This is a genomic window from Paraburkholderia sp. BCC1886 (assembly GCF_900996245.1).
GTDB lineage: Bacteria > Pseudomonadota > Gammaproteobacteria > Burkholderiales > Burkholderiaceae > Paraburkholderia.
The window spans coordinates 406,310-430,795 of sequence record NZ_CAAJGK010000063.1; the positions used below are offsets into that span (position 1 = coordinate 406,310).

Below are 24,486 nucleotides of genomic sequence, written 5' to 3' on the forward strand. Positions count from 1 at the left end.
TTTGACAGAATATTTAGCTCGACCAAGCTAAACTTTGTCCCGAAGTCGCGGGAACGCGGTCGGGGGAAGTGCGTAGGAGACCACGAAAAAGACCAGATCCGAAACAAGCAAGCAAACAGGCGATTGGCCATGAGGCCGCTTCGCTTCGTCGCTACCGATGCAACGAAAGTCCAGATCCTGAAGATGCCCGAAGGCAGGTGATGTCCCGGCGGCAACTCGTGCCGGTTGCCGTTTTGGGTGGCTGTTCCCCGGCTCACCCTCTGGCGTGCCCGTTGCGGGCACGCCTTTTTTTCGCGGGCACCAAACCCGTTCAGCGGGCAGGCGCCTGCGTCACGCCCCTACAGGATTAGCGAGCCGCAATCACGTCGGCGACCAGCAACGCCGTCATGTTGACGATCCGGCGCACGGTCGCCGACGCCGTCAGCACGTGCACCGGCTTCGCCGCGCCCAGCAGCATTGGGCCGATGGCGATGTTGTTGCCAGCCGCCGTCTTCAGCAGGTTGTAGGAAATGTTCGCGGCGTCGATGTTCGGCAGCACCAGCAGATTGGCGTCGCCTTCGAGCGTCGAATCTGGCAGCACTTCGCGGCGCAGGTTGGCGTCGAGTGCGACGTCGCCGTGCATTTCGCCGTCCACGTGCAGCTCCGGCGCCCGCTCGCGCAGGATGGCCAGCGTGTCGCGCATCTTCTGCGCAGTCGGCGCGTTGCTCGTGCCGAAGTTGGAATGCGACAGCAGCGCGACCTTCGGCTCGATGCCGAAACGACGCACCTCTTCGGCGGCCATGATCGTGATCTCCGCCAGTTGCTCCGGCGTCGGGTCGACGTTCACGTGCGTATCCACGAGGAAAATCTGGCGGTTCGGCAGCACCAGGCCGTTCATCGCGGCGTAGACGTTGCAGCCTTCCTTCTTGCCGATGACCTGGTCGATGAAGTGCAGATGCCGATGCGTCGTGCTCACCGTGCCGCAGATCAAACCGTCCGCCTCGCCCTTCTGGACCAGCATCGCGCCGATCAACGTGGTGCGGCGGCGCATTTCCAGCTTGGCCATCTGCGCGCTGATGCCCTTGCGGGACATCATTTTGTAGTATTCCTGCCAGAAATCGCGATAGCGCTCGTCGTGGTCGGTATTGACCACCGTGAAGTCCTTGCCCGCGACCAGACGCAGACCGTACCGCGCGATCCGCTGTTCGATCACCGCCGGACGGCCGATCAGGATCGGCTTGGCCAGCTTTTCGTCGACGATGATCTGCATTGCGCGCAGCACGCGCTCTTCTTCGCCTTCCGCGAACACGATGCGCTTCTTCTCCGGCTCGACACCGCGCGCCAGCGTGAAGATCGGCTTCATGGTCGTGCCGCTGTGATACACGAACTGCTGCAGATGCTGTTCGTACGCGTCCATGTCTTCAATCGGACGCTCGGCTACGCCACAGTCCATCGCAGCCTTGGCCACCGCCGGCGCGACCTTGACGATCAGGCGCGGATCGAACGGCTTGGGAATCAGATATTCCGGACCGAACGACAGGTCCTGAATGCCATAAGCCGTCGCGACGATGTCGCTCTGCTCCTGACGCGCCAGTTCGGCGATCGCATTGACCGCCGCGATTTCCATTTCCCGCGTCACTGTCGTCGCGCCCGCATCGAGCGCGCCGCGGAACAGGAACGGAAACACGAGAACGTTGTTCACCTGATTCGGATAGTCGGTGCGGCCCGTGCACAGCACGGCGTCCGGGCGCACTTCCAGCGCCAGTTCCGGCAGGATTTCCGGCGTCGGATTGGCCAGCGCCAGAATCAGCGGCTTGTCGGCCATCTGCTTGACCATGTCCTGCTTGAGCACGCCGCCGGCCGACAAACCAAGGAAAATATCCGCGCCGCCGATGGCTTCAGCCAGCGTACGGGCGTCGGTTTCACGCGCGAAGCGTTCCTTGTCCGGGTCCATCAGTTCGACGCGGCCTTTGTACACCACACCGGCCAGATCGGTCACGGTGATGTTTTCGAGCGGCAGGCCGATGTCGACCAGCAGATCCAGACACGCCAGCGCCGCGGCGCCCGCGCCGGAGGACACCAGCTTGACCTTGGAGATGTCCTTACCGACCACCTTCAAACCATTCGTGATGGCGGCGGCCACGACAATTGCCGTACCGTGCTGGTCGTCGTGGAAAACCGGAATCTTCATGCGCTTGCGGCATTCGCGTTCGACGATGAAGCAGTCCGGCGCCTTGATGTCTTCGAGGTTGATACCGCCGAAAGTCGGCTCGAGCGCGGCGATCACCTCGACCAGCTTGTGCGGGTCCGACTCGTTCAGCTCGATATCGAACACGTCGATGCCGGCGAACTTCTTGAACAGCACGGCCTTGCCTTCCATGACCGGCTTCGACGCCAGCGGGCCGATGTTGCCGAGACCCAGCACTGCGGTACCGTTCGTGACGACGCCGACCAAATTGCTGCGCGCGGTGAAGCGCGCGGCGTTCAACGGGTTTTCGACGATTTCTTCGCAAGCGAACGCGACGCCGGGCGAGTAAGCCAGCGCGAGGTCGCGCTGGTTGATCATCTGCTTGGTCGGGGCGATCGCGATTTTCCCCGGAGTCGGGAATTCGTGATAATCGAGAGCGGCTTCGCGGAGTTTGCTATTGGCGGGAGTCGACATAAAGGCGGGCTTCGAAGGGCAGATTAGAATAGATGTTCGACGGCATTGTAGCCCCAATCGCGTAGCCAATTCCTTCAAAACGGGTACAACTGCCGCGACTGGAATATGGCGAAAGTTTACGCCGCGCCGCATGCCGGATAACCTACGGCCGCTGCGAAAAACACCGATGATGCCGACACCATCGAAACCGATACCGGCACGTTCCAACTAATTAGCGGCAGTTCTCCGTACTTACCTTGTTGACCGCCTCCATGCTCTCCGAGTTCTCGCTGATCGATCGCTTTTTCGCCCGCCGCGCCGCCGCCCGATCATCGAGCGCCGCCGACGGCTCGCTGGGCATCGGCGACGACTGCGCGCTGCTCGTGCCGCGATCCGGCGAGATGCTGGCCATTTCGACGGACATGCTGGTAGAAGGCCGGCACTTCTTTCCCAATGTCGATCCCGCTGCGCTCGGGCACAAAGCCCTCGCCGTCAATCTGTCCGATCTAGCCGCCATGGGCGCGCGACCGCAAGCGTTCACGCTGGCGTTTTCCCTGCCGAAGGCGGACGAAGCGTGGCTCGCTGCGTTCAGCGAAGGGCTGTTCGCGCTAGCCGAGCGCCACGATTGCACGCTGATCGGCGGCGATACGACCGGCGGCCCGCTGAACCTGTGCATTACCGTGTTCGGCAGCGTGCCGCCGCAAGCGGCGCTACGCCGCGATGCGGCGCAGGCCGGCGACGACATCTGGATTTCCGGCACGCTCGGCGATGCGCGCGCGGGCCTCGGCGTGCGCCGCAGCGAGTGGACCGCCAATGCCAGCGACACTGCGACGTTTAGCCGCGCCCTCGAACGCCCCGAACCGCGTATTGCGCTCGGTCTCGCTCTGCGCGGCATCGCTCACGCGGCGCTCGACCTGTCCGACGGGCTGGCCGGCGACCTGCTGCACATCCTGGAGCGCTCGAACCTGCAGGCCACCGTCGATGTCGATGCGGTTCCACGCTCCGACGCTCTACGCCGCCTCTCGCCGGAAATTCAGCAGCGTTGCACGCTGGCCGGTGGCGACGATTACGAACTTTGCTTCACCGCGCCCGTCGCCCGGCGCGCGCTGATCGAAGCGGCCGGTCGCGACGTGCAGGTTCCGCTCACCCGCATCGGTACAATAAGCGCACTTCAAGCGGCGGCCGACCGCCCGGCCATTGCGTGGCGCGATGCCGCCGGCGCGCCGCTCTCCCTGACGTTGCAAGGCTTCGACCACTTTCATGACTGACTCTCCGCTCGGCCCCGCCGCCGATCTCCTCGGCAGCCCGCCGCCCGATGCGCCGCGCCCACGTCGAGCCACCGCGCGCTTCATGCTGTCGCATCCGCTGCACCTGTTGTCGCTAGGCTTCGGCAGTGGTCTGTCGCCGGTCGCGCCGGGTACCGTCGGCACGCTGTTCGCCTGGGTCTCGTTCGCCGTGCTGAGCCGTTATCTGACGGTCATCGACTGGGGCGTGCTGATCGCCGTCGGCTTCATTGGCGGCATCGCGGTATGCAGTTTCACGGCGAAGCGCCTCGGCACCGCCGATCCGTCGCAGGTCGTGTGGGATGAAATCATCGCGTTCTGGCTGGTGTTGCTGATGGTCACGCCAGTCACGCTGGTCGGCCAGCTTTGGGCCTTTATCGTGTTCCGCTTTTTCGACATGGTGAAACCGCCGCCGATCGGCTATTTCGACCGGCGTTTGAAAGGCGGCTTCGGCATCATGTTCGACGACCTGGTCGCTGCGTTTTTCACGCTGCTCGTGATCGCGCTGTGGCGCATGTCGGTCTGATCGCCGCGCTGCCCTGCGCTTCCGCGCGCCGCTGTTCACCAGGTCGCAGCCCGCGCCTGGTTTCCCGTTCTCCGGATTGACCCATGCCTACCGATTCCGTGGTCCACCAGCTTGCGATTCGCGTGAGCAACCGTCTACGCGACGAGCGCCTGATGCTCGCCACCGCCGAGTCTTGCACGGGCGGCATGGTGGCCGCCGCGATCACCGATATTTCCGGCAGCAGCGGCTGGTTCGAGCGCGGCTTCGTCACCTATTCGAATCAGGCGAAGTGCGAAATGATCGGCGTGCCGGCCGAGTTGATCGACAAACACGGCGCGGTCAGCGAGCAGGTGGCGCGCGCGATGGCCGAAGGCGCGCTGCGCAATAGCCGTGCGCAGGTGTCGCTGTCGATTACCGGCGTGGCCGGGCCAGGCGGCGGCACGGAGACCAAACCGGTCGGGATGGTGTCGTTCGCGTGGAGCAACCGGCTGCATACGGCCGTCGAAACGAAAATATTCAAAGGTGACCGCGAGCAGATCCGCACGCAGGCCGCCGCCCACGCGTTGCGCGGCGTGCTGGCCTTGCTTGACGAACGCGAGCATTGAAGATGGCCGGGCGCCGCTCCGCTTCCCTCCACAATCGCGGCGACGGAACGGCTCGCGACGAGCTAATCCGCCGCTTCGACCTGCAGCCGCATCCCGAAGGCGGCTTTTTCCGCGAGACGTATCGATCGGCGGCGCAAGTGCGTCGCGACGGCGAATTAGACGCCCAACGTTCGGCGTCCACCGCGATTTACTACCTGCTCTGCGACGGCGCACATTCGGCGTGGCATCGAATCCGGTCGGACGAGGTCTGGCATTTCTACGCCGGTGAACCGCTGCTCGTGCACGTGCTCGACGCGGCCGGCAATCTGCTCACCCATCGTTTGGGCAACGCGCTCACGCAACCGGATACCGTATTTCAGGCCGTGGTGACGGCGGGCCAATGGTTCGCCGCCGAATGCGCCGATCCGGCGAGCTTCGCGCTAGTTGGCTGCACGGTGGCGCCGGGCTTCGAATTCAGCGAGTTCGAGATTGCGGATGTCACCGCGTTGAAGGCGCAGCATCCGCAGCATGCAGCGTTCATCGAACGCCTCGGGCCGGCGGGCTGAACGACGCCCGTCTCGCTGCTCAACGGAACGCGTTGATGCGCTCGCGCGTGTCCAGTGCGGCCTGCGCGGCAGCCGCGGCGAAATCGTCGCCCTTGCCGGCATAGATGATCGCGCGCGACGAGTTGATCAACATGCCCGTTCCATTTGCGGTGCGACCGGCGTTGACCGTCGCCTGCACGTCGCCGCCTTGCGCGCCGATGCCGGGAATCAGCAGCGGCATGTCGCCGACAATCCCCCGCACCACTTCGATTTCCTTCGGAAACGTCGCGCCGACCACCAGCGAGAGTTCACCGCTGGCGTTCCACTTTTCCGCCGCCAGTTGCGCGACCACCTGGTACAGCGGCCGGCCGCCCGTCTCCAGAAACTGCAGATCGGACCCGCCAGGGTTCGACGTGCGGCACAACACGATTACGCCTTTGCCCGCGTGCTCCAGATACGGCTGGATCGAATCGAAGCCCATATAGGGGTTCACCGTCACCGCGTCGGCCCGATAGCGCTCGAACGCCTCGCGTGCGTACTGCTCGGCGGTGCTGCCGATGTCGCCGCGTTTCGCATCCAGAATCACCGGCAGGCCGGGATGCTGGTCATGAATGTGGGCGATCAGTTGTTCGAGCTGGTCTTCGGCGCGATGAGCGGCGAAGTAGGCGATTTGCGGCTTGAACGACGAGGCATACGGCGCCGTCGCGTCGACGATCGTGCGGCAGAATTCGAAAATCGCGTCGGGGCGACCGGCGAGCGCGCCGGGAAACTTGCTGGGCTCGGGATCGAGGCCGACGCACAGCAGCGAGTTGGTACGCTGCCAGGCGTCGTTGAGTGTCTGGATGAAAGAGGACATGGAGAATCTCGCGGCGAGCCGATAACAGAAGAGGCGCGTATTTTACCCGTCCCGCTCGACCCGCTCCTCGCCGACGGCGGACCGTCGAGGCCGGAAGCAACCGGAAGCACCCGGAAGCCACCGGAAGCCGCCGGGCGCCGCTTACTGCCGCCGCCGCGATGCGCGCGCGCCCGGCATCGAACGCAATCCCGTGCGTTCCACCGTAAAGCGGAACGTACGCGTGAGCCGCTCGCCGCGCGCCAGCAGGGTCATGCCGTTTTCGCCCGCGCCGCCGGCCAGATTCATCGCGTTGATCGGATGATCGACCGGTTCGAAGCAGAAGAAGTCTTCGCGAGGCGGCGTGTAGAGCACGTAGTAATCGGTGTCGGCGGCAATGTTCAACGATAGACGCCGCTTCGGCCACACCACCGCCGCCTGACCGCTCCACCCGGTAAACGCGTGATTGACGATGGTCGCCGGCAGCGGATACGCCACGCCGAATTGCCAGGCCGGCGGCGCCGGTACATGGCGCACGGGCAACCAGTCGTCGCCCGCCAGCCACAAGCCGCCCGCTGCCGCCGAGAGTTCGGTATCGGCGTCGCGTACGAAAAACGGATGCACGCCCAGGCCGAATGGCAGCGCATCGCGTCCCACGTTCTCGATTTCGAGCGTGATGACGAGCGTCGGCCCGCTCAGCGTATAGGTCTGGCTCGCGCGAAACGCGTACGGCTTGCCGTCACGCCGGTCGAGCGTCAGGCGCACGTTTTCACGATCCGACTCCGCCACCTGCCACACGGACTGCCAGCCGTCGCCGTGAATCGGCAGCGGCTCGTCGGAGCGATTGCGCGCGACCTCGATGCGTCGTCCCGCCACCGTGAATTGCCCACCGCCAATCCGGTTCGAATACGGCAGCAGCGGATAGCAGGCCAGCTGGTTCGGCTGCGTCGTCGAATCCACCTGGCGGCAGCGCCGGAAAATCGGCGTGAGTGCGCCGTCGTTGCGCCAGTCGAAACGCGTGACACCGCCGCCGAGCGTCGGCGCCACGTCGAGTCGCAAGTGCGCGTTGGCAAGCGTGATGCAGGCGACCTCGCCGCCGCTGGTTTCACCGACCGCCACCGCCGACGTGCTCGGCCCCGGCAGCACCGGATTCGCCGCAGCGGCGAGCCGCGCGCGCCGGCTGCGGGCGGCCGGCGTGTTTTGAGACGACGCGGAAGCAGAATTCGCAACAGTCATGGCTGACTCCATCGAGAGGCGTAAGACGTTCCGTCACACTGCCGACGGTTGTTGTTGGGCGACTCTTTTGCATCGATCGCCTCGGAATCCAAACGGCGCGGCCAGCCTATGCAGGCGCGCCCTGAAACACCGGCTCAGGCAAGCCGCGCCGGGCCGGCGTCGCGACGAACACGCCGCCGGCGTGAGCGTCGTCGGCGAGCGCGTCGGGTTCGATCCCGATGCGCGCGCTCGTGATGTACAGCGTGTCGAAGCTGCCCGACGCGCCGCCGAACGCGACACAGCTCGGCTGCGCGGTCGGCACGTCGACGCGCTCCGACTCCACGCCGTCGACGCCATAACGCACGACGCGCCGGCCGCCCCACTGCGCATTCCACAGGCCGCCTTCGCTATCGACGGTCGAGCCGTCCGGCTCGCCGTCGGCATCCGTCAACAACGTGAACACGCGATCGTTGCCGATCGAGCCGTCCGCGCGATAGTCGCACACGCGGATTTCGCGGCTCGGCGAATCGCAGTAATACATCGTCGCGCCGTCCGGGCTGAACGCGATGCTGTTCGAGATGGACGGCGCCGGCAGCGGCAGGCGTTCGAGCGACAGGTCGTGATTGAGACGGTAGAAGCCGCCGATCGTCCGCACCGGCGACGCTTCGTCTTTGGTGCCGAACACGAAGCGTCCCTGACGGTCGCAACGGCCGTCGTTCACGCGCGTGTCGAGGCCCGGCTCGACATCGACGATACGTTGCAGCGTGCCCGTCTCCAGATCGAAGAACGCGAGATGCGTTGCGAGACCCAGCAACAGGTAACGCGCGTTCGCGCACAGCGCGAACGTAGCGAGCCGCTCGGGCAGGCGCCACAACGAGGTGCTACCGTCGGCCGGATCGTGACGCCACAACTTCTGGCCTTCGATATCCGTCCAGTAGAAGCGGCCCGAGCGCGCGCACCACGTGGCGCCTTCAGCCAGCGTGGAGGTCGAATCCAGCAGCAGCGCCGCGCGTTGCGCGGACGGCGCCACCGGCGACGGCACGGGCAGACCGGACGGTTCGTTCGCGATCACGCCCAGCCTCCGTCCACCACCAGGTCTTGCGCGGTGATCATGCGGCTATCGTCCGCGGCGAGGAACAGCGCCATGCGCGCGAGATCGGCGGGTTCCAGTTCCGCGTCGATACACTGCCCTTCCTTGATCGAGCGGCGCCCTGCGTCGTCGAGCCACAGGCGTTTCTGCTTGTCGGTCATCACCCAGCCCGGCACCAGCGTATTCACGCGGATATCGAAGTGGCCGAGATCGCGCGCGAGCCCGCGCGTCAAACCTTGCACGGCCGCCTTGCACATCACGTAGACCGGATAGCCGCCGTTCTTCAGCATCCAGCTGATCGAGCCGAGGTTGATGATCGAGCCGCTCTTCGCCGCCTTCATGTCGTCCATCACCGCCTGCGCGGCGAAGAACTGATGACGGATATTCACGGCGATGCCCGCGTCGAACGACTCGCGCGTCACGTCGCCAATCTGGTGACGCTTGTCGTTGGCCGCGTTGTTCACCAGCACCTGGATCGGGCCGAGCGCAGCCTTCACGTCGGCGATGGCTTTTTGCAGCGCGTCGACGTCGGTCAGATCGCAGGGCAGAAACAGCGGTTTGTGCTTCGAGTCGCCGAGCTGATCGGCGAGCGCCTCACCCGCCGACGCGTCGATATCGAAGAACGCGACCCGCGAGCCTTGCGCCGCGAAATGCTCGACGAACGACGCGCCGATGCCGGTCGCACCGCCCGTGATCAACACCGTGCGGTCTATGAGACTGGGATAACTTGCAAACTTCGTGGTCGCGAGACGTTCGTTTGCATTAGCCGGAGACGACATCGTGCGATTCCTTAAAAAGCGAAGTAGATCGGTGACGGATTCGGGGGCTCGGGCGAAAAGCCCTTAGTCGCGCGAACCGCGGTTCTTCAACTGGTCGAGCAGCACGGCCGCCAGCAGGATCGCGCCGCGCACGAGGTACTGGTAGAACGCGTCGATATTCAACAGGTTCATCACGTTTTCGACCGTGCCCATGATCAGCACGCCGATCACGACGCCCGAGATCGTCGCGCGGCCGCCGAGCAGCGACACGCCGCCCAGCACGCACGCCGAGATGACGTTCAGCTCGAAACCTTCCGCCGCATTCGGCTGACCCGACGTAATACGCGACGCCAGGATCACACCGGCGAGCGCGGTCACTGCGCCCTGAATCAGGAAGATGTAGACGCGCGTGCGTTCCACGTTGATACCGGCGAGCCGCGACGCTTCCGGATTACCGCCGATCGCGAGCGTATTGCGGCCGTACACCGTCTGATTCAGCATCACGCCGAACACGATGAAGCACAGCAACGTGACCCAGATCGGCAGCGACACGCCGAAGAACGCGAGACCGCCCAGCGCGATGAAGGTGTCCGACGACACGCCGACCGCCTGCCCGTGCGAGACGATGAAGCCGAGCCCGCGAACGATTTCCATCGTCGCGAGCGTCGTGATCAGCGCGTTGATGCGCAGATAGGCGATCACCGCGCCGTTCACGAAGCCGATCACCGCACCCGCCGCGACGGCCGCGATGATCGCGATAAACGTATTACCGGTCGCGTTGAGCACCATCGCGCACAACACACCGGCGAACGCGACCGTCGACCCCACGGACAGGTCGAAGTCGCGCGACGCGAGACAGAACATCATCGTGCAGGCGACCATGCCGATCTGCGAGATCGACAGCGCGAGGCCCAGCATGTTCTCGATCGAAAAGAAGTGATCGACGGTCAGCGACATGGTGGCGAACATCACCACGAAGATCACGATCAGGCTGTACTCCGTGATCTGCTGCCACCATTTGGCTTTGTCGTTCGTCTGCGGAATCAGCGCATCGGCCGCGCTTTTAGCGGCCTGTTGCGCGAGGTTTTCTCTGGCTTGCATGTTCGACACTCCTCCCGTTCCCCACGGGTTGCGGGACTTTCGTCCTGATTAGGTTCAGGCCGCCTGGCTGGCGGCGGCATTCATGACCGCGTCGGGCAGCGCGGTCGAGCTTTGCGGCAACGCGAGGCTCAACACGCTCTGTTCGGTCGCATCCTTGCGCGTCAGCTCGCCGGAAATACGGCCTTGCCGCATCACGACGATCCGGTCGGACACGCCGAGCACTTCCGGCAACTCCGACGAAATCATCACGATCGCGCAGCCTCGCTCGGCCAGTTGATAGATCACGTTGTAGATTTCGTGCTTCGCGCCGACGTCGATCCCGCGCGTCGGCTCGTCGAGAATCACCACTTTCAGATCCGGCTCGGCGAGCCAGCGCGACAGAATCGCCTTCTGCTGATTGCCGCCCGACAGGAAACGGATTTTCTGGCGACGGCTCGGCGTCTTGATCTTCAGCAGCTTGATGAAGCGGTCGGCCGTGGCCGCTTCCTTCTTGCGATCCAGAAAAATGCCCGCGCGCAGATAGTGGCGCCGGCAACTGATGTTGATGTTCTCCGACACCGTCGCCATCGCGACGATGCCCTCTTCCTTGCGGTCTTCCGGGCACAGCACGATGCCGTGCCGAATCGCTTCGCCCGCGCTGCGCACCTTGATCGGCTTGCCGTCGAGCAGCAGTTCGCCGCCCTTCTTGCGATCCGCGCCATAGACGAGGTGCATCAGTTCGCTGCGGCCCGCGCCCACGAGTCCGAAGAAGCCGACGATCTCGCCGCGCCGCACTTCGAAGCTGGCCGGTTGTGCGAGCGCATGACCTTCGATCGCCTTCGCCGCGAAGCGCACTTCACCGAGCGGGCGCGTCGAATAGTTGTAGATATCGGCAATCTCGCGCCCGACCATTTCGCTGACGATGGTGTCGCGCGACACGCCTTCGAGCGTCTCGTGCGACGCAATCTTGCGACCGTCGCGGAAAATCGTGCAGGCGTCGCACAGTTCGTAGATTTCGTCCATGCGGTGCGAGATGTAGATCATCGCGCGGTTGTCCGCACGCAGATCGCGCACCAGCTTGAACAGCACTTCCGTCTCGCGATGCGACAGCGAACTGGTCGGCTCGTCGAGCGCGATCACGCGCGCATTACGCAGCAGCGCCTTGCAGATTTCCACCATCTGCCGCTGGGCGATGGAGAGCTTGCGCAGCTTCGCGCTCGGGTCGAGCCCGACGCCCATCGCTTCGAGGCGTTCGCGCACGAAGCGCTTCGCTTCGCGCTTGTTGACCCAGCCGAGCGAGTTCGGCAGCTGGCCGAGCAGCAGGTTTTCCGCGACCGTGAGATCGGGCACGTACTGCAATTCCTGGTGAATCACCGCGATGCCTGCGCCGATGGACGACGCCGCGCTCGTAAAGCGCACCTCGTTGCCGTCGATCATCACGCGGCCCGAGTCCGGCTGATATTCACCGCCGAGAATCTTGAGCAGGGTGGATTTCCCCGCGCCGTTTTCGCCCATCAGGCCGTGCACCTGGCCGACGTTGACGTCGAAGGACACACCGTCGAGCGCGCGCACGCCTGGAAAGACTTTACCGATATTGTCAAAACGTAGCGTCGCTGACACTTCGCCTCCTTTGCTTCGTAAGAACCGTGCTGCCGGATGGCTCGCTGCAGGCACGAGCCGGCAGCACGGTTTGTCTCTACTGCTTTCTTCCCGCGATCAAACCCGGCTTACTTGGCTGAAGCCAGGCCCATCTTTTCGCGCACGTCGGCGACGTTGTCGCGCGTGGCCAGCATGCCGGTCGTCAGCGTCAGCGGCGGCGGTGCCTTGCCTTGCGTGATCCACGTGTACATCAGTTCCGAGGTTTCTTCGCCATGGCGTTTCGGGCTGATGATGACCGTGCCGTAGAAGCCTGTCGGGGTCGGCTTCTTGAACTCGTTCAAGGCCGAATCCGAACCGCCGATACCGATACCGATCATGTTGTCCGCCTTGAAGCCGCGGCCTTCCGCTGCGCGCACGGCGCCGAGCACGCCTTCGTCGTTCAGCGCGTAAGCCACCCAGTGCTTGTAGTTCGGATTCTTGGTCAGCGCGATGTTGGCGGCGTTGAACGCGTTTTCCGTGTCGGTCTTCGCTTGCGGCGCCATCACGATGTTCGCCTTCGGGAAGCCCGCGGCGACCAGCGCATCGGTCGCGCCGCTGGTGCGGTCATGCGCGGTCGGCAGTTGTTCGTAGGTCACGTCGATCGCGCCCACGTCCTTCATGTCCCAGCCGCGCTTCTTGATTTCCGCGGCCAGACCGTCGCCGACCTGCTTGCCGATGTTGTATGCCGAGATGCCCATATGCGGCACCGATGCGATCGGCTTGCCTGCGCCGTCGACCAGTCGATCGTCCACCGTCATCATCTTCAGGCCGTCGGCCTTCGCCTTGGCGACGATGCCCGGTCCGAGCTTGACGTCGGGCGTGCAGATGACGAAGCCTTGGGCTTTCTGGGCCGACAGGTTGTCGATCGCGCTCATCACCTTTTCACCGGACGGCGCACCGATCTTCACCAGCGTGAAGCCCTTTTCTTTCGCGGCCATTTCGGCGAACTTCCATTCGTCCTGGAACCACGGTTCTTCAGGCTGCTTGACGAGGAAGCCGATCTTGACCGAATCCGCGGCTTGCGCGACCGGTGCGTTGAACAGCACGCCAGTCGCCGCTGCTGCGAGCGTGAGGAAAATTCTACGTTTCATGATGCGTGTCTCCTGACTATTGATAACGAGAAGGTATCGGCCGCGTTTTTTTCCGGTGGCGACGCACGCGGCCAGCGCGTCGTCCGGTGAAGCATCCTGCTGAATCTTTGCTCGCGTGTTCTGCTAGTCGTGATACAGCGCCGAGCGGCCGCCATCCACGGTGATGCAACTCGCGTTGATGAACGGCGCTTCGTCCGAGGCGAGAAACACCGCCGTCATCGCCACTTCTTCCGGGCGGCCGATGCGTTTCATCGGCTGCAGATCGAGCGTCGCCTGTTGCGCGGCGACCGGGTCGGCCTGCTCGTTCCACCAGTCGTGCGTCAACTGCGTTTCGATGTAGCCCGGCGCGATCGCGTTGACCCGCACGTTGCGCGGCGCGTATTCGATACCGAGCGCGCGCGTCAAGCCGATCACGCCGTGCTTCGCGACCGGATACGGAAAGCACCCGGGAATGATCTTGAACGAATGCGTCGATGCGATATTCACGATGCTGCCCGCGCCGCGCTCCACCATGCCCGGCAGCACCGCGCGGCAACCGTTCCAGACGCCGTCGAGATCGACCGCGAAACAGCGCCGCCAGTCGTCGTCGGTCATCGTCAGCGGATCGCAGAACACGTTGATGCCCGCGTTGTTCACCAGCACGTCGAGCGGCGCGTCGAACGCGCGTTGCGCTTCGCTCACTGCGTGCTGCATCGACGCCGACTGCGTGACGTCGGTGCGCACGGCCAGCACGCGCGCGCCGGTTTCGGTGGCGATGCGTTGCGCGGTCTGCTCCGCGGTGTCGATGTCCAGTTCCGCCAGCACGACCGCCGCGCCTTCGCGTGCGAACGCCAGCGCGATGGCCGCGCCAATGCCGCGACCGGCGCCGGTGACAAGAGCGGTTTTGCCCGCGAGCCGCGTCATTTCTTCGCGCCTGCCCGCGCGATGCGCAAACCGTTGATGTACGCCTTCGCGTGCGAAGCCGTCACCGCCGCGCTCTGCCCCGGCTTGTACAACGCCGAGCCGAGACCGAAACCATTGGCGCCGGCGCTCAGGAACGGGCCCATGTTGTCCGGCGTAATGCCGCCGACCGGCACCAGCGGCACCTGCGCCGCGATCACCGCGCGCCAGGCTTTCACCACGTGGCTGCCGAGTTGTTCGGCGGGGAACATCTTCAGCACGTCCGCGCCGTTCTTCAGCGCGACGAAGGCTTCTGTCGGCGTCGCCACGCCGGGCGCGCAGGCCAGGCCTTGCGCTTTCGCGGCGCGCACCACGTCCGGATCGCTATGCGGCATCACGATCAGTTCGCCGCCGGCGGACTTCACGTCGTCGATGAAACTCGGATGCAGCACCGTGCCCGCGCCGACGATCGCATCGGCCGGCAAGACCTTGCGGATGGCCGCGATGCTGTCGAACGGCTGCGGCGAATTCAGCGGCACTTCGACGATGCGAAAGCCCGCTTCGTACAGGGCTTGACCGTGTTCGGCGGCATCGGCGGGCGTCACGCCGCGCATGATCGCGATCAACGGACACGCTTCGAAGGCCGCGATCAGGCCTGCGTGCGGCATGTAGGGAGCGGGCAGATTGATATGAGGTTGCATGGCGTTTCCTTATTTCGTGAGCGGCGCGGGCGGCGCGTCGGTTTGCTGCGCGCCGGATTTCACCTGCGGTTGCACGAGCCCCGCCTGGGTGGCGACGCGCCACAGTCCGCGTTCGGTTGCGTTCCTGACGAGTTCGGCGCGCGTGCAGCCGAATCGCGCGAGCGCGAGGCGGTAGCGTTCGCACAATGCGTCGTTGCCGATCAGCCGCGGGCTTTGTGCCGCTAGCGAATCCTGCTGCTGCGCGAGGACGGCTTCGAGCCCCGCGAGTTCATGGCCGATCAGCAGACCGGACAGGTAATCGGGTTGCTGCTCACGCGACAGTTGTCCGGTCAGGCCGAGCGAGCGGGCGCTGAAGATCGTGGCGAGCACGCCCGCCTCGCCTTTCTCCCGCGCGATGTTCACGCCGCGCAGGAACGCTTCGTTATCCGGGCTTTCCGGCGTGAGCATCGTGCGACCGAGGATGGTGTGTTCGCGCAACGCTGCGAACACTTCGCCGGTCATGAAGGTGTGAAAGCGTTCGATCCGCTGTGCCTGCACCACCGCCCATTTTGCGTGCGTGCCGGGCAGGCCGATCAGCGAGCGCTTGCCACTGTCCGCGGTGTTCGCGTCCTGGCCGAGCGCACCGAAGATCTGCGTTTCTTCGCCGCGCATGACGTTGGGCAACTCGCCGCGTTGCAACACGCCGGGCACGATATGCAGCGTCGCGCCGCTCGCCGTCTGCACGCGGACGATGCCGGCCACGAGCGCATCGGCGCTGGCCGGCGTTTCGACATAGGGCGCTTCGAGCCATCCTTGCGCGCTGCCGACCATGCCGGCTGCGATCGCCGGAATACCGGGGACGGCTTCGAGCCACGGGCCGCAGGCGTCGTCGAAGGCCGCGTCGAAGCCGCCCTGTTCGGCGCTGCGCGGCAGATTCATGATGCCGGCCGTGGACGCGCGCGTCGCGAGCACGTTGCCGGCTGCGTCGTAGAGATAGGCGCGCAGCGAAGTCGTGCCCCAGTCGAGCGCCAGCAACGCGGCGTGCTCGAGGCTGGCGCCGGTGGCGCCGGCTGCGTCGACTGCCCTGGCCGCGGTGGCCGTATAAGGCTGGTTGGCGGCTGGCGTGGCGGAACCCGCTTGCGTCATCGTTTGATCCTGCGGGTTGCGGGCTGCGGAGCACGCCAGCCGAGTTCTTCCGAAATTGCCCGCGCTTCGCGTTGCACGACGGGAATGAGTTCGTCCATGCGTTCGAGCGACATGTAGGGAATCGTGCTCGCCACCGACAGCGCCGCCACTACTGCGCCGGACGCATCGCGGACCGGGGCGGCGACGCAGCGGATCGCCGCTTCGTTTTCCTCGAGGTCGAACGTGTAGCCGCCGGCCGCGTAGCTGGTCATGCGCTGCATGAAGGTTTGCTGATCCGGGCGGTTGTCCGGTTTGAAGCTGACGCCCGCGAGCGCGCGGCGGGAGGCTTCGAACAGCGACAGCCAGGTATCCGGCGTGAGGTCGAGCATCATGGCCTTGCCGATACCGGTGGATGCCAGCGGCATCCGGTGACCGACCCGCGAGCGCATTTCCAGGCCGCGCGTGCCGGGGATCTTGTCGATGTAGAGCACGTCGTCGCCGTCGCGCACGCCGAGGTGGATCGTGTCGAGCGTCTGTTCCGCGAGCGATTCGAGGTGTTGGCGCGCGACGGCGGTGAGCGGCATCTGTTCGAGCGCGATGGTGCCGAGTTCGATCAGCTTCGGGCCGAGCAGATAGCCGCCTTGCACCTGGCGAAGGTAGCGCGCCTGGACGAGGCTGCTCACCAGCCGGTGCGTGGTGCTGCGAGTCGTGCCGAGGGCCGCGCCGAAAGTCCGCAGGTCGCGCACGCCGGCGGCGGCGGCTTCGAGAATCGCGAGGCCGCGCAGCAGGGTTTGCGTGCCGGCTTGTTGCGGGGTGATATCGAGCAGCGTGCTGGGCAGTGCGATTTCGTTGAGCACGGGGGGCGCGCTGGCGCGCGGGGGTTTCGACGTCGGGATGGCCGGTCGCGGGTTGGTGCGGTGCGCGGGGTCGGCGGTGGACGTGGGGGTGGATGTCGGGATGGTGTCGGGCGCTGCTTCTGAGACGGCTTCTGAGACTTCGTCCGAGACGGCTGCCGACGAGGCGTGAGTTGGCATCGCTTTGTTCATGGCGATTCGCTTTGTGTGAGGTGGCTTTTTGCGCTTACAGCGCGACGCGGAAGGGGCGCTGGTGGCGCAGTGCGCTTGGGGTTAGCGCGGCGCGGCGCTCGCGAAAGGGGCGTTCTGGCGTTGGCATGGTGTCTCGTCTCCAGTTTTTTTGCTGGCGCTACTCGCGGATGGTTTTTTTCCTGCGGTGCGCGGTTTGGGGATTGTAGTGGGGTTTTGTTGGGATCTCCAATATGTGAATTGGTTGGTCAGATAGTGGGAATTGACGGTGTAAGAGTGTTTGGTTGGGTTTTTTGATTCGCCGTGGGGTTGGTGGTTATCCGATGAGGATCAGCAGGCGCTGATCGTCGTAATGGACGGCCTAGTCAAGCGTTCGCCGATGACCGGGCTCGTGAGCAGACCTTTGAAGAGACACAGGCCGTGAATGCTGCAAACACTCACGGCCCGCTAACCGCAAATAACTCAGATAAGGAGTTGGTGTGGTTGACGCCAATCTCGATGTATTGCACGCTCAGACGACGCCGACGAACACTGGCACTTCCGTTCGCCTGCACCGCAGACTCGATCCATTCGTACGGCAGATGCCGCCCAGCCGCCCCCATTCGAGCGCGGCTGTGATTCGACAAGTGGGCGTAAATCATCGATCAGCATGGCTGAAGAAAGTTAACACCCCTGCGCCATGTCTACCACCAATTTGCGCCACCAACAAAAATGCCGTTCAGTCGCTTAACTGAGCGGCATTACGGCTGCGGCCGGGTTTGCTGTTACGGTGCTCTATCCTTTTTTGCCTGCCAAGCCGAGCGCGACTCATTTAAACTGCGTCGGTTCGCTCCACCTGCAAACGTTGGATCGTCTGACTGTACGGGGTCATCCTCCCAGCCACACACCTCACAAATTTCATAGTCCCCACGACCGCCAAGGGTCAAGCTATTACAGCAGGGGCACGGAAAAAGGTCTTTTGGCATCACTGTCTATTCCAATATTCCATTCCAGCGGACGGCTTAAACATTGTTTTCGGAGCACCATCTTTGGTTTTTGACGCAAACGTGTTTGTCGCCGGATCGTAATACAGCGTATCGCCGTTTGGTCGCGTCTTGGTCAATGTTCCATCCGGCGGGTTTTCCACAAAATCCTGCGCTGCTTGAACATATTGCACTGAGTTCTGATATTGCGGGAACTCATCGCCGTGCTTCGTTGAATGGCCGTAGGCATTTTCAGCCGGCGTCTTGTCTTTTGTAGAGGACCAGAAAGTACTCGCTTCATCTCCAATGCTGCCGCCGTCGCCGTTCCGACTGTTAAGCGTCGTACCGCTCGGCACGTACCCCGGCGTTCCCGGCGTTACAACCGGCACGGCAGCACACATCGGCGGCACGGCACATACCGGAACAAGCGCTGCCGAACCACCGGCCGCCGGTGGCTTCGAGTTGCCACCTGGCCCATTCAGATCGCCTGGATCAACATACGGCCCCTGCGGGCCGTTCGCAATCACCAACGCCGCGAACTGGTTCGCCAGGTTCTCCGCGCCACGTCCCGCGCTCGCGAGTTGATCGCCAATCCAGCCAAGCGCCGAATTCGCCGTGCTGCCCTGGCCGTCCCCGTTACTTGTGCTTCGATTGTAGAGGTCCGCATTGCTCGCCGTGAATGCGTCGGGAGACTGCTTCACCTGCAGCGCCTGAAGCTGACATCCTGTCGGCCTGTTGATCGAGAAGGCGGTTCACGTCGGGTAGTGTGGTGATCGTGCCGTTCGTGTTCGACGTGTCACGGTTCAGGCTTGCGATGTCCTGTAATTGAATCGCCGGATCGGTCACGCTGATCGTGCCTGCGCTGATGCCGCTATGTGTGATTGCGCCATCGCTCCCGTGATCGTCCTGACCGGGCATCGGCGAACCACCGCCAGTGTTCCTGCCCGACGTGTTGCCGTGGGTGCTGTAGTTCGCGCCGCCGTCACCGGTTCGCGCATTGATAGTCAGCGGACCACCAGAGGACAGCATGCCCCGATCGTTGAGCAGCATCCCGGCAGCGCGTACATCCAGCGCTCTTCCTGCGACGATCGTGGCGTTCGAGGCCGCAAGATCGCCAGCCGTTGCCGTCAGCCTGAGGTCGCCATTCGCCGACGTCCTGCTACCCGAGAGATTGACCGATGCTCCCTGAATCGTCGCACTACCACCCGCCACATTGCGCCCCGTCGCCGTCAGCGCACCCGTCGCATCGAGCCGCAGTTCACCCGCCTGCGCCACCGAACCGTCGCCGTTGATCCCGGCGCCAAGCGTCCCATCTGAAGCAATGCTGGCGGCTTTAACCGTCACGTCCCGCTCAGCCGCCACCACGCCACTATTCGTCAGCGCACCGGCCGAGGCCACCGTCACATCCCGTTGCGCGTAGACCGTCCCGCTGTTCCCGACACCATCGCGCCCGGAGAGCCTGATGTCCCCACTCGCCTCCGTCTGTCCGGTGAGGATGAGCCTGCCCTCCGCGGTCACCGTGAAGTCACCCGCCTGCGCCGCCAGCACGCCTTTGCTGGAAACACCCACACCTGCTTCGGTGCCCACCAGCACGATGCTGTTCGCGTACATCCCGCCGATCTGGCTGACGTCGATGGAGATATACGGAGTCAGGCCTTCACCGGCGATGGCCGTCGCATCGAGCGCGTCATGCCCGACCCGGTTAGCCCCCGCGATAACATTCAGGTTCTTCGCATGAATCGCCGCGTTCGCGTGCATGACACGCGAGAGCAGATCGATCTGACCAGTCGCACCTCCATCGAGTCCCGCACCCTGAACATCGATGCTCCCGCCTCTTACATCAAAGCTGGCAACAGCCCCATCGGCCGCATAGTTCGGCGTCCCCGTCGTCAGGATCGCGCGCGAGGTGTTGATGAACCCACCACCGTTCACACTGATTCAGACCCATTGGCGATCACCACCTCGGCCCGCTGACCAGCAACTTCAACCTGCCCATTGATCTGACTCGCCGCACGGCTACTAACCTGATTAACAATCACCCGCGCCGCCTGACCAGCACCCAGATTCGGATTCCCGTTAATCAATCCAGCCTGCTGCGTCTGCACAATCACCGGCGAATTGTTCAGCACGACCCCCACGCGGGGGCACATCGAACTGCCCATACGTATTAACCGAAACACCCGCCCCCGAAGGCCGGTTGATATCCACCTGCGGCAGCCCATTACGTGTCTGAACGACCGAAGGCGCATGCTCACCACCCGGCACGATCTGGGCAACGGAAACACCGGGAGCCGCGCCGCCCAGCACAATACCCACAAGAGACGCGACCAGGACACCCCGCCGCGAGCGCCTGCTCCCACCACTCCCACCCGCCGCCGTCGCCGACTCCTCAACGGCAACCAGCATTCCTCTCAGTCGGCTGAACACCAGCCTGAACGCGTCCCGATTCATCTTCTTGTCTGTCACGGATTGATAAACAACCCATAACCTACCGAACGACTCCAACCGGACTGTCAAAAACCATCAAGGCCAAGATCGACACACCGACACACCGACAAACACAACCCGCTCACGCAAAAAAAAGCCCGCGACATCCGCGGGCAATCAACATATAACCAACACCAAAAAACCTACTGCGGCAATTCAGCCGCACCCATCCTCCGCGCGATAACCCGCGCCCTCTGCGCAAGATACGGCGACGCCCGATGTTCATCGAAATACTTAGGTTGCGGCAGCATCACCGCCAGGCGCGCCGACTGCGCCGCAGTCAACTGACCCGCCGACGTCTTGTAATAGTAGTGAGCCGCGGCCTCGGCGCCATAGACCCCATTCCCCCACTCCACGGAGTTCAGATAAATCTCGAAGATCCGCTCCTTGTCCATCAAGGTCTCGAGCATCCACGTAATGATCAACTCCTGTCCCTTGCGGATATAACTCTTCTCCCGCGATAGAAACAGGTTCCGCGCCAACTGCTGGGTAATGGTCGATCCGCCGCGCACGATCTTGCCTTTGGCCTTATTCCGCTCCCAGGCCTGCAAGATCGCATCCGTCTCGTATCCGTTGTTATTGACGAAATTCGCGTCCTCGGAAGCGATGATTGCCCGCTTCAGATTGTGCGAAATCTGATCGTAGGGAACCCACGTCCGCTGCACCGAGAGATCGGGCCGGTCGGACGACAACCGCCACGCATCCGACCTCATGAACGCCGTTGAACGCGGATTCACGTAATTCCACACCGCAATCTGCGCGAAGTAAAACGCCTGCGTCGCCAGCCACGCCAACGCGACCACCGCCACCAGGTAAACGATCCATCGCATCGAACCCGGCATGCGAACGCGCCGCGCTGCTGTCATCGTAGTCTCCACACTCAGATCAACTCTCGGGTTAAATCTCGGGCCAATCAGCCATCACGCCCGCGACGGCGCCGCCAGCAACGCACGCAGTTCGGCCAGCACAGGCGCGCCGGACGGTCGCACGCCGCGCCACACATGGAACGATTCGGCAGCCTGCTCGACCAGCATGCCGAGTCCGTCCGCGCTGCGCGCACCCAACTTGCTCGCGTACTCCATGAACACCGTCGGCTGCGCGCCGTACATCATGTCGTAGGCCAAGGTGCCGCTGCCGAACGCGCGATCGTCGCACTCGGGCAACGCCGCATCCAGACTGCCCGCCGTCGCGTTGACGATCACGTCGTACACACCCGCCTCGATCGCACGCGCACTGCCGCCGCTCAGGCGGCACGCTGCGTCCCGCGCAGCCGGCGCGAACTGGTCAACCAGGGCCTCGGCTTTCGCCGACGTGCGGTTGACGATCGTCACCGTATGCGGTCCGCGCTCGAGCATCGGCAGCACCACGCCGCGCGCCGCGCCGCCCGCGCCCAGCAACAGAATGCGCGCTCCCTTCAACGACACGCCGAGATTCACCTCGATATCGCGGACCAGACCGAACCCATCGGTGTTGTCGCCATAGACGCCATCCGCTCCCACCCGCAACGTGTTCACCGCTCCCGCGGCCGCCGCGCGCGGCGACAGCGTGTCGGCAAAAGCATGCGCGTCCAGTTTGAACGGCACGGTCACGTTCAGGCCGCGTCCGCCCGCCTCGATAAACGCCCGCACGTGCGGCACGAAGGCATCGACGGGAGCCAGCAGCGGAACGTACTCGATCGGCTCGCCGGTCTGCGCGGCAAAGCGCCCGTGAATGAACGGCGACTTGCTATGCCCGACCGGATTGCCGATCACTGCATAGCGATCGAAGGAAGCGCTCGCAGTCATCGCCCCGGCTCCGCGACGTGCTGCTGACCGGAGGCACCATCGGCACCATCGGCACCATCGGCACCATCGGACTCGGCAGCATCCCCGGCCGCGGCGTCACCATCCCCATCGCCGCCAGCTTCAGCCTCCGCTTCCGCCTCGGACTCCGCACTTGCATCCGCCGCATCGACCAGCTCTTCTTCACTCTCGTCGGCTTCTTCGGTCTCGCTGCCGCTCGTCACGGTCGGCGCATCGAGCACATGCAGCAGTCGCACGGAAGCTTCGACCGTCAGTTCGTCGAGCGACATCACTTCCATCTGCAACCGGGTACCGCGCGCGTGCACGCCGAGGCCCGGCACGTGCAGCAGCAACGGGATTTCTTCGAGGCGCACCAGATCGCCCTTCACCACCGACGCCACCACCTGCTTGCGGTTCTCCTGCTTCAACCAGCGCAGACACCAGAAATACTCCATCCGCCGCTGGTGATCGGCATACGCGGTGTACGTATCGTCGAAACCCTGCACGACGGCGAACAGATCGGCGTCCTTCGGCTTGAACGGCGCGGCGAGCTTCGCAGTCACGCCATGCTCGACGCACGCGATCAGTTGCCACTGGTTGACCAGGTCGACATAACGCCGCAGCGGCGACGTGCTCCACGCGTATTGCGTGACGCCGAGCCCTTCGTGCGGCGCGGCGGTCGTCTGCATGCGGGTGCGCTTCGGACCGGTCGGCGCGCCGAACGCACGCTGCGAACGATAGATGCCCGGCACGCCATGATCGTGCAGCAGGCCGCCCCACGATGAATTCGCGAGAATCGCCAGTTCGGCGACGATCGTGTCGAGCGGCGAGCCGCGCCGGCGCGGCGTGATCGTGATGTGCTCGCCTTCCACGTAGAAGTTGAAGTCGGTGTTGCGCTGCACTTCGCGGCGCAGACCGTACCCGGCGCGCGCCGCCTGACGCTTTTCGAACAACGCCTGCGCGAACGGCCACAGGACGGCGATGTCCTCCTTGTGCGGATAGTCGCCGGTACCGGCTGCGAGCGCCTCTTCGGTCACCAGTTCGTCCAACGTGTTGTGACGCAGATTGCTTTTCACGAACACGCGCTCGGCGCGCGTTTCGCTGGCGACGATTTCCTGGGTCTCGCGATTGATGATCGAATACAGCGACAGCGCCGGGCGCAAGCCGCCTTCGGCCAGCGTGAACGCTTCCACCACGCTGTCGGGCAGCATCGTGATCTTGTCGCCGGGCATATAGACGGTCGACAGACGCGCGCGCGCGATCATGTCGACGTCGTCACCACGCGCAATGCCGAGCGCAGGCGCCGCGATATGCACGCCGATCCGCACGCGGCCGTCGCTCAGATGCTCGACGGAAAACGCATCGTCGATTTCCGTGGTGGTGATGTCGTCGATCGAAAATGCCTGGACATCCGCTTCCGGCAAATCGTCCGGCAAACTGCCGACCGTGACCGGCGGGAAGCCCGTGCCGTGCGGGAAGAACTCCGACAGGAATTTGGCCTCGTGCAACGCGCGCGGCGACGCAATGCCGCCGCATTCGAGCAGCAGACGCGCCTGCGAAATACCGCGCGCCGCAGCGGCGCCTTCGAGCGCCTTGTACTCAATAGTGTTCTTGTCCGGTTTGGTGAGCAGCGCCAGCGCCTTGGCGCCCGCGAAGCCCTCCGGCAGACGGCCGGCCTTCAGCTCTTCTTCATAGCCGGCCTGCACGAGTGCCTGCTGACGCTTGCGCTCGAGTCCGGCGAGCGCCATCTTGAGTTGCTCCTGCGGCGCGCGCTGATACATGCCGCGGCCCTTGCGGCGGAAGTACACCGGCGAGCCGTGCAGGCGCAGCACCAGCGCCGCGCGCTCGATCGATCCGAAGCGTTCGCCGAAGTACTCCGCGCCCAGCGCGGCAAACGGAAACTCGTCGTCCGATGCGCATTCCCACAGAAAATCCAGGTCGATCTCCTGCGCGGCGGCGTCGGCCTGCTGCATCAACTCGGCGGCGCTCGGCTTGTCGAATTCGATCAGCACGTCCTTCGCGCGCACCTTGGCGCGCCGGCCGCCCGGCAACTCGACCTGAAAAGCATCGCCCTGGCGCGACAGCACGCTGCCCGCCTTGAAACTGCCCGATTCCTCGAAGAAAACGTTCACTCAATACTCTCGTTCTGACTTGCATCCACCGGCGCGCCCGATCTGTTCTACGGTCGGTCACTACGTGCGCGGCACGGCAACGGGTGCGGGGTAATGGATCCGCGGCGCGCTGGGCGCGCCGGCGAATGAATCTGGTTCTGGTGTGACTGGCGGACG

Annotated in this window: 24 protein-coding genes; 4 read left to right on the plus strand and 20 right to left on the minus strand. The window is 64.3% G+C overall.

What is annotated here, in order from left to right; translation table 11 throughout:
* Positions 1-346: 346 nt before the first annotated feature.
* The gene (locus FQ746_RS24085; protein ID WP_144112125.1) at positions 347-2,641 is read right to left on the minus strand and encodes an NADP-dependent malic enzyme; all 2,295 of its coding nucleotides are present in this window, start codon (positions 2,639-2,641) and stop codon (positions 347-349) included.
* Between the two features lie 251 nt (positions 2,642-2,892).
* Here FQ746_RS24085 and thiL point away from each other — a divergent pair, with 251 nt between their 5' ends.
* From thiL to FQ746_RS24105, 4 genes are all read left to right on the plus strand, one after another.
* Complete coding sequence (gene thiL / locus FQ746_RS24090; RefSeq protein WP_144112126.1) at positions 2,893-3,888, plus strand: thiamine-phosphate kinase; 996 nt, start codon at positions 2,893-2,895, stop codon at positions 3,886-3,888.
* Positions 3,881-4,429 carry a phosphatidylglycerophosphatase A gene (locus tag FQ746_RS24095; protein ID WP_186310824.1) on the plus strand — a complete coding sequence of 183 codons (549 nt, stop codon included), beginning with the start codon at positions 3,881-3,883 and terminating at the stop codon, positions 4,427-4,429. Before thiL ends, FQ746_RS24095 begins: the two co-directional genes overlap by 8 nt.
* Positions 4,430-4,512: 83 nt before the next feature.
* On the plus strand, positions 4,513-5,013 hold the full coding sequence (locus FQ746_RS24100; RefSeq protein WP_144112127.1) for a CinA family protein: 501 nt from the start codon (positions 4,513-4,515) through the stop codon (positions 5,011-5,013).
* Between the two features lie 2 nt (positions 5,014-5,015).
* Positions 5,016-5,558 carry a cupin domain-containing protein gene (locus tag FQ746_RS24105; RefSeq protein ID WP_144112128.1) on the plus strand — a complete coding sequence of 181 codons (543 nt, stop codon included), beginning with the start codon at positions 5,016-5,018 and terminating at the stop codon, positions 5,556-5,558.
* A 19-nt stretch (positions 5,559-5,577) separates the two neighbouring features.
* Here the strand turns inward: FQ746_RS24105 and pyrF are convergent, their stop codons facing one another.
* The 19 genes from pyrF to FQ746_RS24195 all read right to left on the minus strand — a co-directional run bounded on the left by pyrF (position 5,578) and on the right by FQ746_RS24195 (position 24,330).
* The gene (pyrF, locus tag FQ746_RS24110) at positions 5,578-6,393 is read right to left on the minus strand and encodes an orotidine-5'-phosphate decarboxylase (protein ID WP_144112129.1); all 816 of its coding nucleotides are present in this window, start codon (positions 6,391-6,393) and stop codon (positions 5,578-5,580) included.
* A gap of 141 nt (positions 6,394-6,534) precedes the next feature.
* Positions 6,535-7,605, minus strand: a complete 1,071-nt coding sequence (locus tag FQ746_RS24115) for an aldose 1-epimerase (RefSeq protein WP_144112130.1) — start codon at positions 7,603-7,605, stop codon at positions 6,535-6,537.
* A 106-nt stretch (positions 7,606-7,711) separates the two neighbouring features.
* Entirely contained in the window at positions 7,712-8,653 is a 942-nt protein-coding gene (locus FQ746_RS24120) for an SMP-30/gluconolactonase/LRE family protein (RefSeq protein ID WP_260854151.1), read from the minus strand.
* Entirely contained in the window at positions 8,653-9,453 is an 801-nt protein-coding gene (locus tag FQ746_RS24125) for an SDR family NAD(P)-dependent oxidoreductase (protein ID WP_144112131.1), read from the minus strand. The genes FQ746_RS24120 and FQ746_RS24125 overlap by 1 nt, the downstream gene beginning before the upstream one ends.
* Positions 9,454-9,516: 63 nt before the next feature.
* A complete protein-coding gene (araH, locus tag FQ746_RS24130; RefSeq protein WP_144112132.1) occupies positions 9,517-10,533 on the minus strand; it encodes an L-arabinose ABC transporter permease AraH in 1,017 nt (338 codons plus the stop codon).
* A gap of 54 nt (positions 10,534-10,587) precedes the next feature.
* Positions 10,588-12,132, minus strand: coding sequence for an L-arabinose ABC transporter ATP-binding protein AraG (gene araG, locus FQ746_RS24135; RefSeq protein ID WP_144112133.1), 1,545 nt, complete (start codon positions 12,130-12,132; stop codon positions 10,588-10,590).
* A gap of 107 nt (positions 12,133-12,239) precedes the next feature.
* Positions 12,240-13,241, minus strand: a complete 1,002-nt coding sequence (locus FQ746_RS24140) for an arabinose ABC transporter substrate-binding protein (RefSeq protein ID WP_144112134.1) — start codon at positions 13,239-13,241, stop codon at positions 12,240-12,242.
* A gap of 123 nt (positions 13,242-13,364) precedes the next feature.
* On the minus strand, positions 13,365-14,144 hold the full coding sequence (locus FQ746_RS24145) for an SDR family oxidoreductase (RefSeq protein ID WP_144112135.1): 780 nt from the start codon (positions 14,142-14,144) through the stop codon (positions 13,365-13,367).
* A complete protein-coding gene (locus FQ746_RS24150; RefSeq protein ID WP_144112136.1) occupies positions 14,141-14,821 on the minus strand; it encodes a 2-dehydro-3-deoxy-6-phosphogalactonate aldolase in 681 nt (226 codons plus the stop codon). Before FQ746_RS24150 ends, FQ746_RS24145 begins: the two co-directional genes overlap by 4 nt.
* Positions 14,822-14,830: 9 nt before the next feature.
* The gene (locus FQ746_RS24155) at positions 14,831-15,946 is read right to left on the minus strand and encodes a 2-dehydro-3-deoxygalactonokinase (RefSeq protein WP_144112137.1); all 1,116 of its coding nucleotides are present in this window, start codon (positions 15,944-15,946) and stop codon (positions 14,831-14,833) included.
* On the minus strand, positions 15,943-16,971 hold the full coding sequence (locus FQ746_RS24160) for an IclR family transcriptional regulator (protein WP_144112138.1): 1,029 nt from the start codon (positions 16,969-16,971) through the stop codon (positions 15,943-15,945). Before FQ746_RS24160 ends, FQ746_RS24155 begins: the two co-directional genes overlap by 4 nt.
* Positions 16,972-17,732: 761 nt before the next feature.
* Entirely contained in the window at positions 17,733-17,933 is a 201-nt protein-coding gene (locus FQ746_RS24170) for a CPCC family cysteine-rich protein (RefSeq protein WP_144112139.1), read from the minus strand.
* Entirely contained in the window at positions 17,933-18,631 is a 699-nt protein-coding gene (locus FQ746_RS34870) for a hypothetical protein (RefSeq protein ID WP_186310825.1), read from the minus strand. Before FQ746_RS34870 ends, FQ746_RS24170 begins: the two co-directional genes overlap by 1 nt.
* Entirely contained in the window at positions 18,567-19,862 is a 1,296-nt protein-coding gene (locus FQ746_RS24180) for a hypothetical protein (protein WP_260854144.1), read from the minus strand. The genes FQ746_RS34870 and FQ746_RS24180 overlap by 65 nt, the downstream gene beginning before the upstream one ends.
* Complete coding sequence (locus FQ746_RS35310; protein ID WP_260854145.1) at positions 19,859-20,059, minus strand: filamentous hemagglutinin N-terminal domain-containing protein; 201 nt, start codon at positions 20,057-20,059, stop codon at positions 19,859-19,861. Before FQ746_RS35310 ends, FQ746_RS24180 begins: the two co-directional genes overlap by 4 nt.
* Positions 20,007-20,381: an ESPR-type extended signal peptide-containing protein gene (locus FQ746_RS35315; protein ID WP_313955579.1), complete on the minus strand. Its 375-nt coding sequence runs from the start codon at positions 20,379-20,381 to the stop codon at positions 20,007-20,009. Before FQ746_RS35315 ends, FQ746_RS35310 begins: the two co-directional genes overlap by 53 nt.
* Before the next feature lie 179 nt (positions 20,382-20,560).
* Positions 20,561-21,283, minus strand: coding sequence for a monofunctional biosynthetic peptidoglycan transglycosylase (mtgA, locus tag FQ746_RS24185; RefSeq protein ID WP_144112140.1), 723 nt, complete (start codon positions 21,281-21,283; stop codon positions 20,561-20,563).
* A gap of 54 nt (positions 21,284-21,337) precedes the next feature.
* The gene (gene aroE / locus FQ746_RS24190; RefSeq protein WP_144112141.1) at positions 21,338-22,201 is read right to left on the minus strand and encodes a shikimate dehydrogenase; all 864 of its coding nucleotides are present in this window, start codon (positions 22,199-22,201) and stop codon (positions 21,338-21,340) included.
* Positions 22,198-24,330, minus strand: a complete 2,133-nt coding sequence (locus FQ746_RS24195) for a ribonuclease catalytic domain-containing protein (RefSeq protein ID WP_144112142.1) — start codon at positions 24,328-24,330, stop codon at positions 22,198-22,200. Before FQ746_RS24195 ends, aroE begins: the two co-directional genes overlap by 4 nt.
* Positions 24,331-24,486: the final 156 nt, after the last annotated feature.

Bases quoted from the DNA above. Each gene is read 5' to 3' on its own strand.
- FQ746_RS24085 (WP_144112125.1), bottom strand. From the start codon at position 2,641: ATGTCGACTCCCGCCAATAGCAAACTCCGCGAAGCCGCTCTCGATTAT.
- thiL (WP_144112126.1), top strand. From the start codon at position 2,893: ATGCTCTCCGAGTTCTCGCTGATCGATCGCTTTTTCGCCCGCCGCGCC.
- FQ746_RS24095 (WP_186310824.1), top strand. From the start codon at position 3,881: ATGACTGACTCTCCGCTCGGCCCCGCCGCCGATCTCCTCGGCAGCCCG.
- FQ746_RS24100 (WP_144112127.1), top strand. From the start codon at position 4,513: ATGCCTACCGATTCCGTGGTCCACCAGCTTGCGATTCGCGTGAGCAAC.
- FQ746_RS24105 (WP_144112128.1), top strand. From the start codon at position 5,016: ATGGCCGGGCGCCGCTCCGCTTCCCTCCACAATCGCGGCGACGGAACG.
- pyrF (WP_144112129.1), bottom strand. From the start codon at position 6,393: ATGTCCTCTTTCATCCAGACACTCAACGACGCCTGGCAGCGTACCAAC.
- FQ746_RS24115 (WP_144112130.1), bottom strand. From the start codon at position 7,605: ATGACTGTTGCGAATTCTGCTTCCGCGTCGTCTCAAAACACGCCGGCC.
- FQ746_RS24125 (WP_144112131.1), bottom strand. From the start codon at position 9,453: ATGTCGTCTCCGGCTAATGCAAACGAACGTCTCGCGACCACGAAGTTT.
- araH (WP_144112132.1), bottom strand. From the start codon at position 10,533: ATGCAAGCCAGAGAAAACCTCGCGCAACAGGCCGCTAAAAGCGCGGCC.
- FQ746_RS24140 (WP_144112134.1), bottom strand. From the start codon at position 13,241: ATGAAACGTAGAATTTTCCTCACGCTCGCAGCAGCGGCGACTGGCGTG.
- FQ746_RS24145 (WP_144112135.1), bottom strand. From the start codon at position 14,144: ATGACGCGGCTCGCGGGCAAAACCGCTCTTGTCACCGGCGCCGGTCGC.
- FQ746_RS24150 (WP_144112136.1), bottom strand. From the start codon at position 14,821: ATGCAACCTCATATCAATCTGCCCGCTCCCTACATGCCGCACGCAGGC.
- FQ746_RS24155 (WP_144112137.1), bottom strand. From the start codon at position 15,946: ATGACGCAAGCGGGTTCCGCCACGCCAGCCGCCAACCAGCCTTATACG.
- FQ746_RS24160 (WP_144112138.1), bottom strand. From the start codon at position 16,971: ATGAACAAAGCGATGCCAACTCACGCCTCGTCGGCAGCCGTCTCGGAC.
- FQ746_RS24170 (WP_144112139.1), bottom strand. From the start codon at position 17,933: ATGCCAAAAGACCTTTTTCCGTGCCCCTGCTGTAATAGCTTGACCCTT.
- FQ746_RS35315 (WP_313955579.1), bottom strand. From the start codon at position 20,381: ATGAATCGGGACGCGTTCAGGCTGGTGTTCAGCCGACTGAGAGGAATG.
- mtgA (WP_144112140.1), bottom strand. From the start codon at position 21,283: ATGACAGCAGCGCGGCGCGTTCGCATGCCGGGTTCGATGCGATGGATC.
- aroE (WP_144112141.1), bottom strand. From the start codon at position 22,201: ATGACTGCGAGCGCTTCCTTCGATCGCTATGCAGTGATCGGCAATCCG.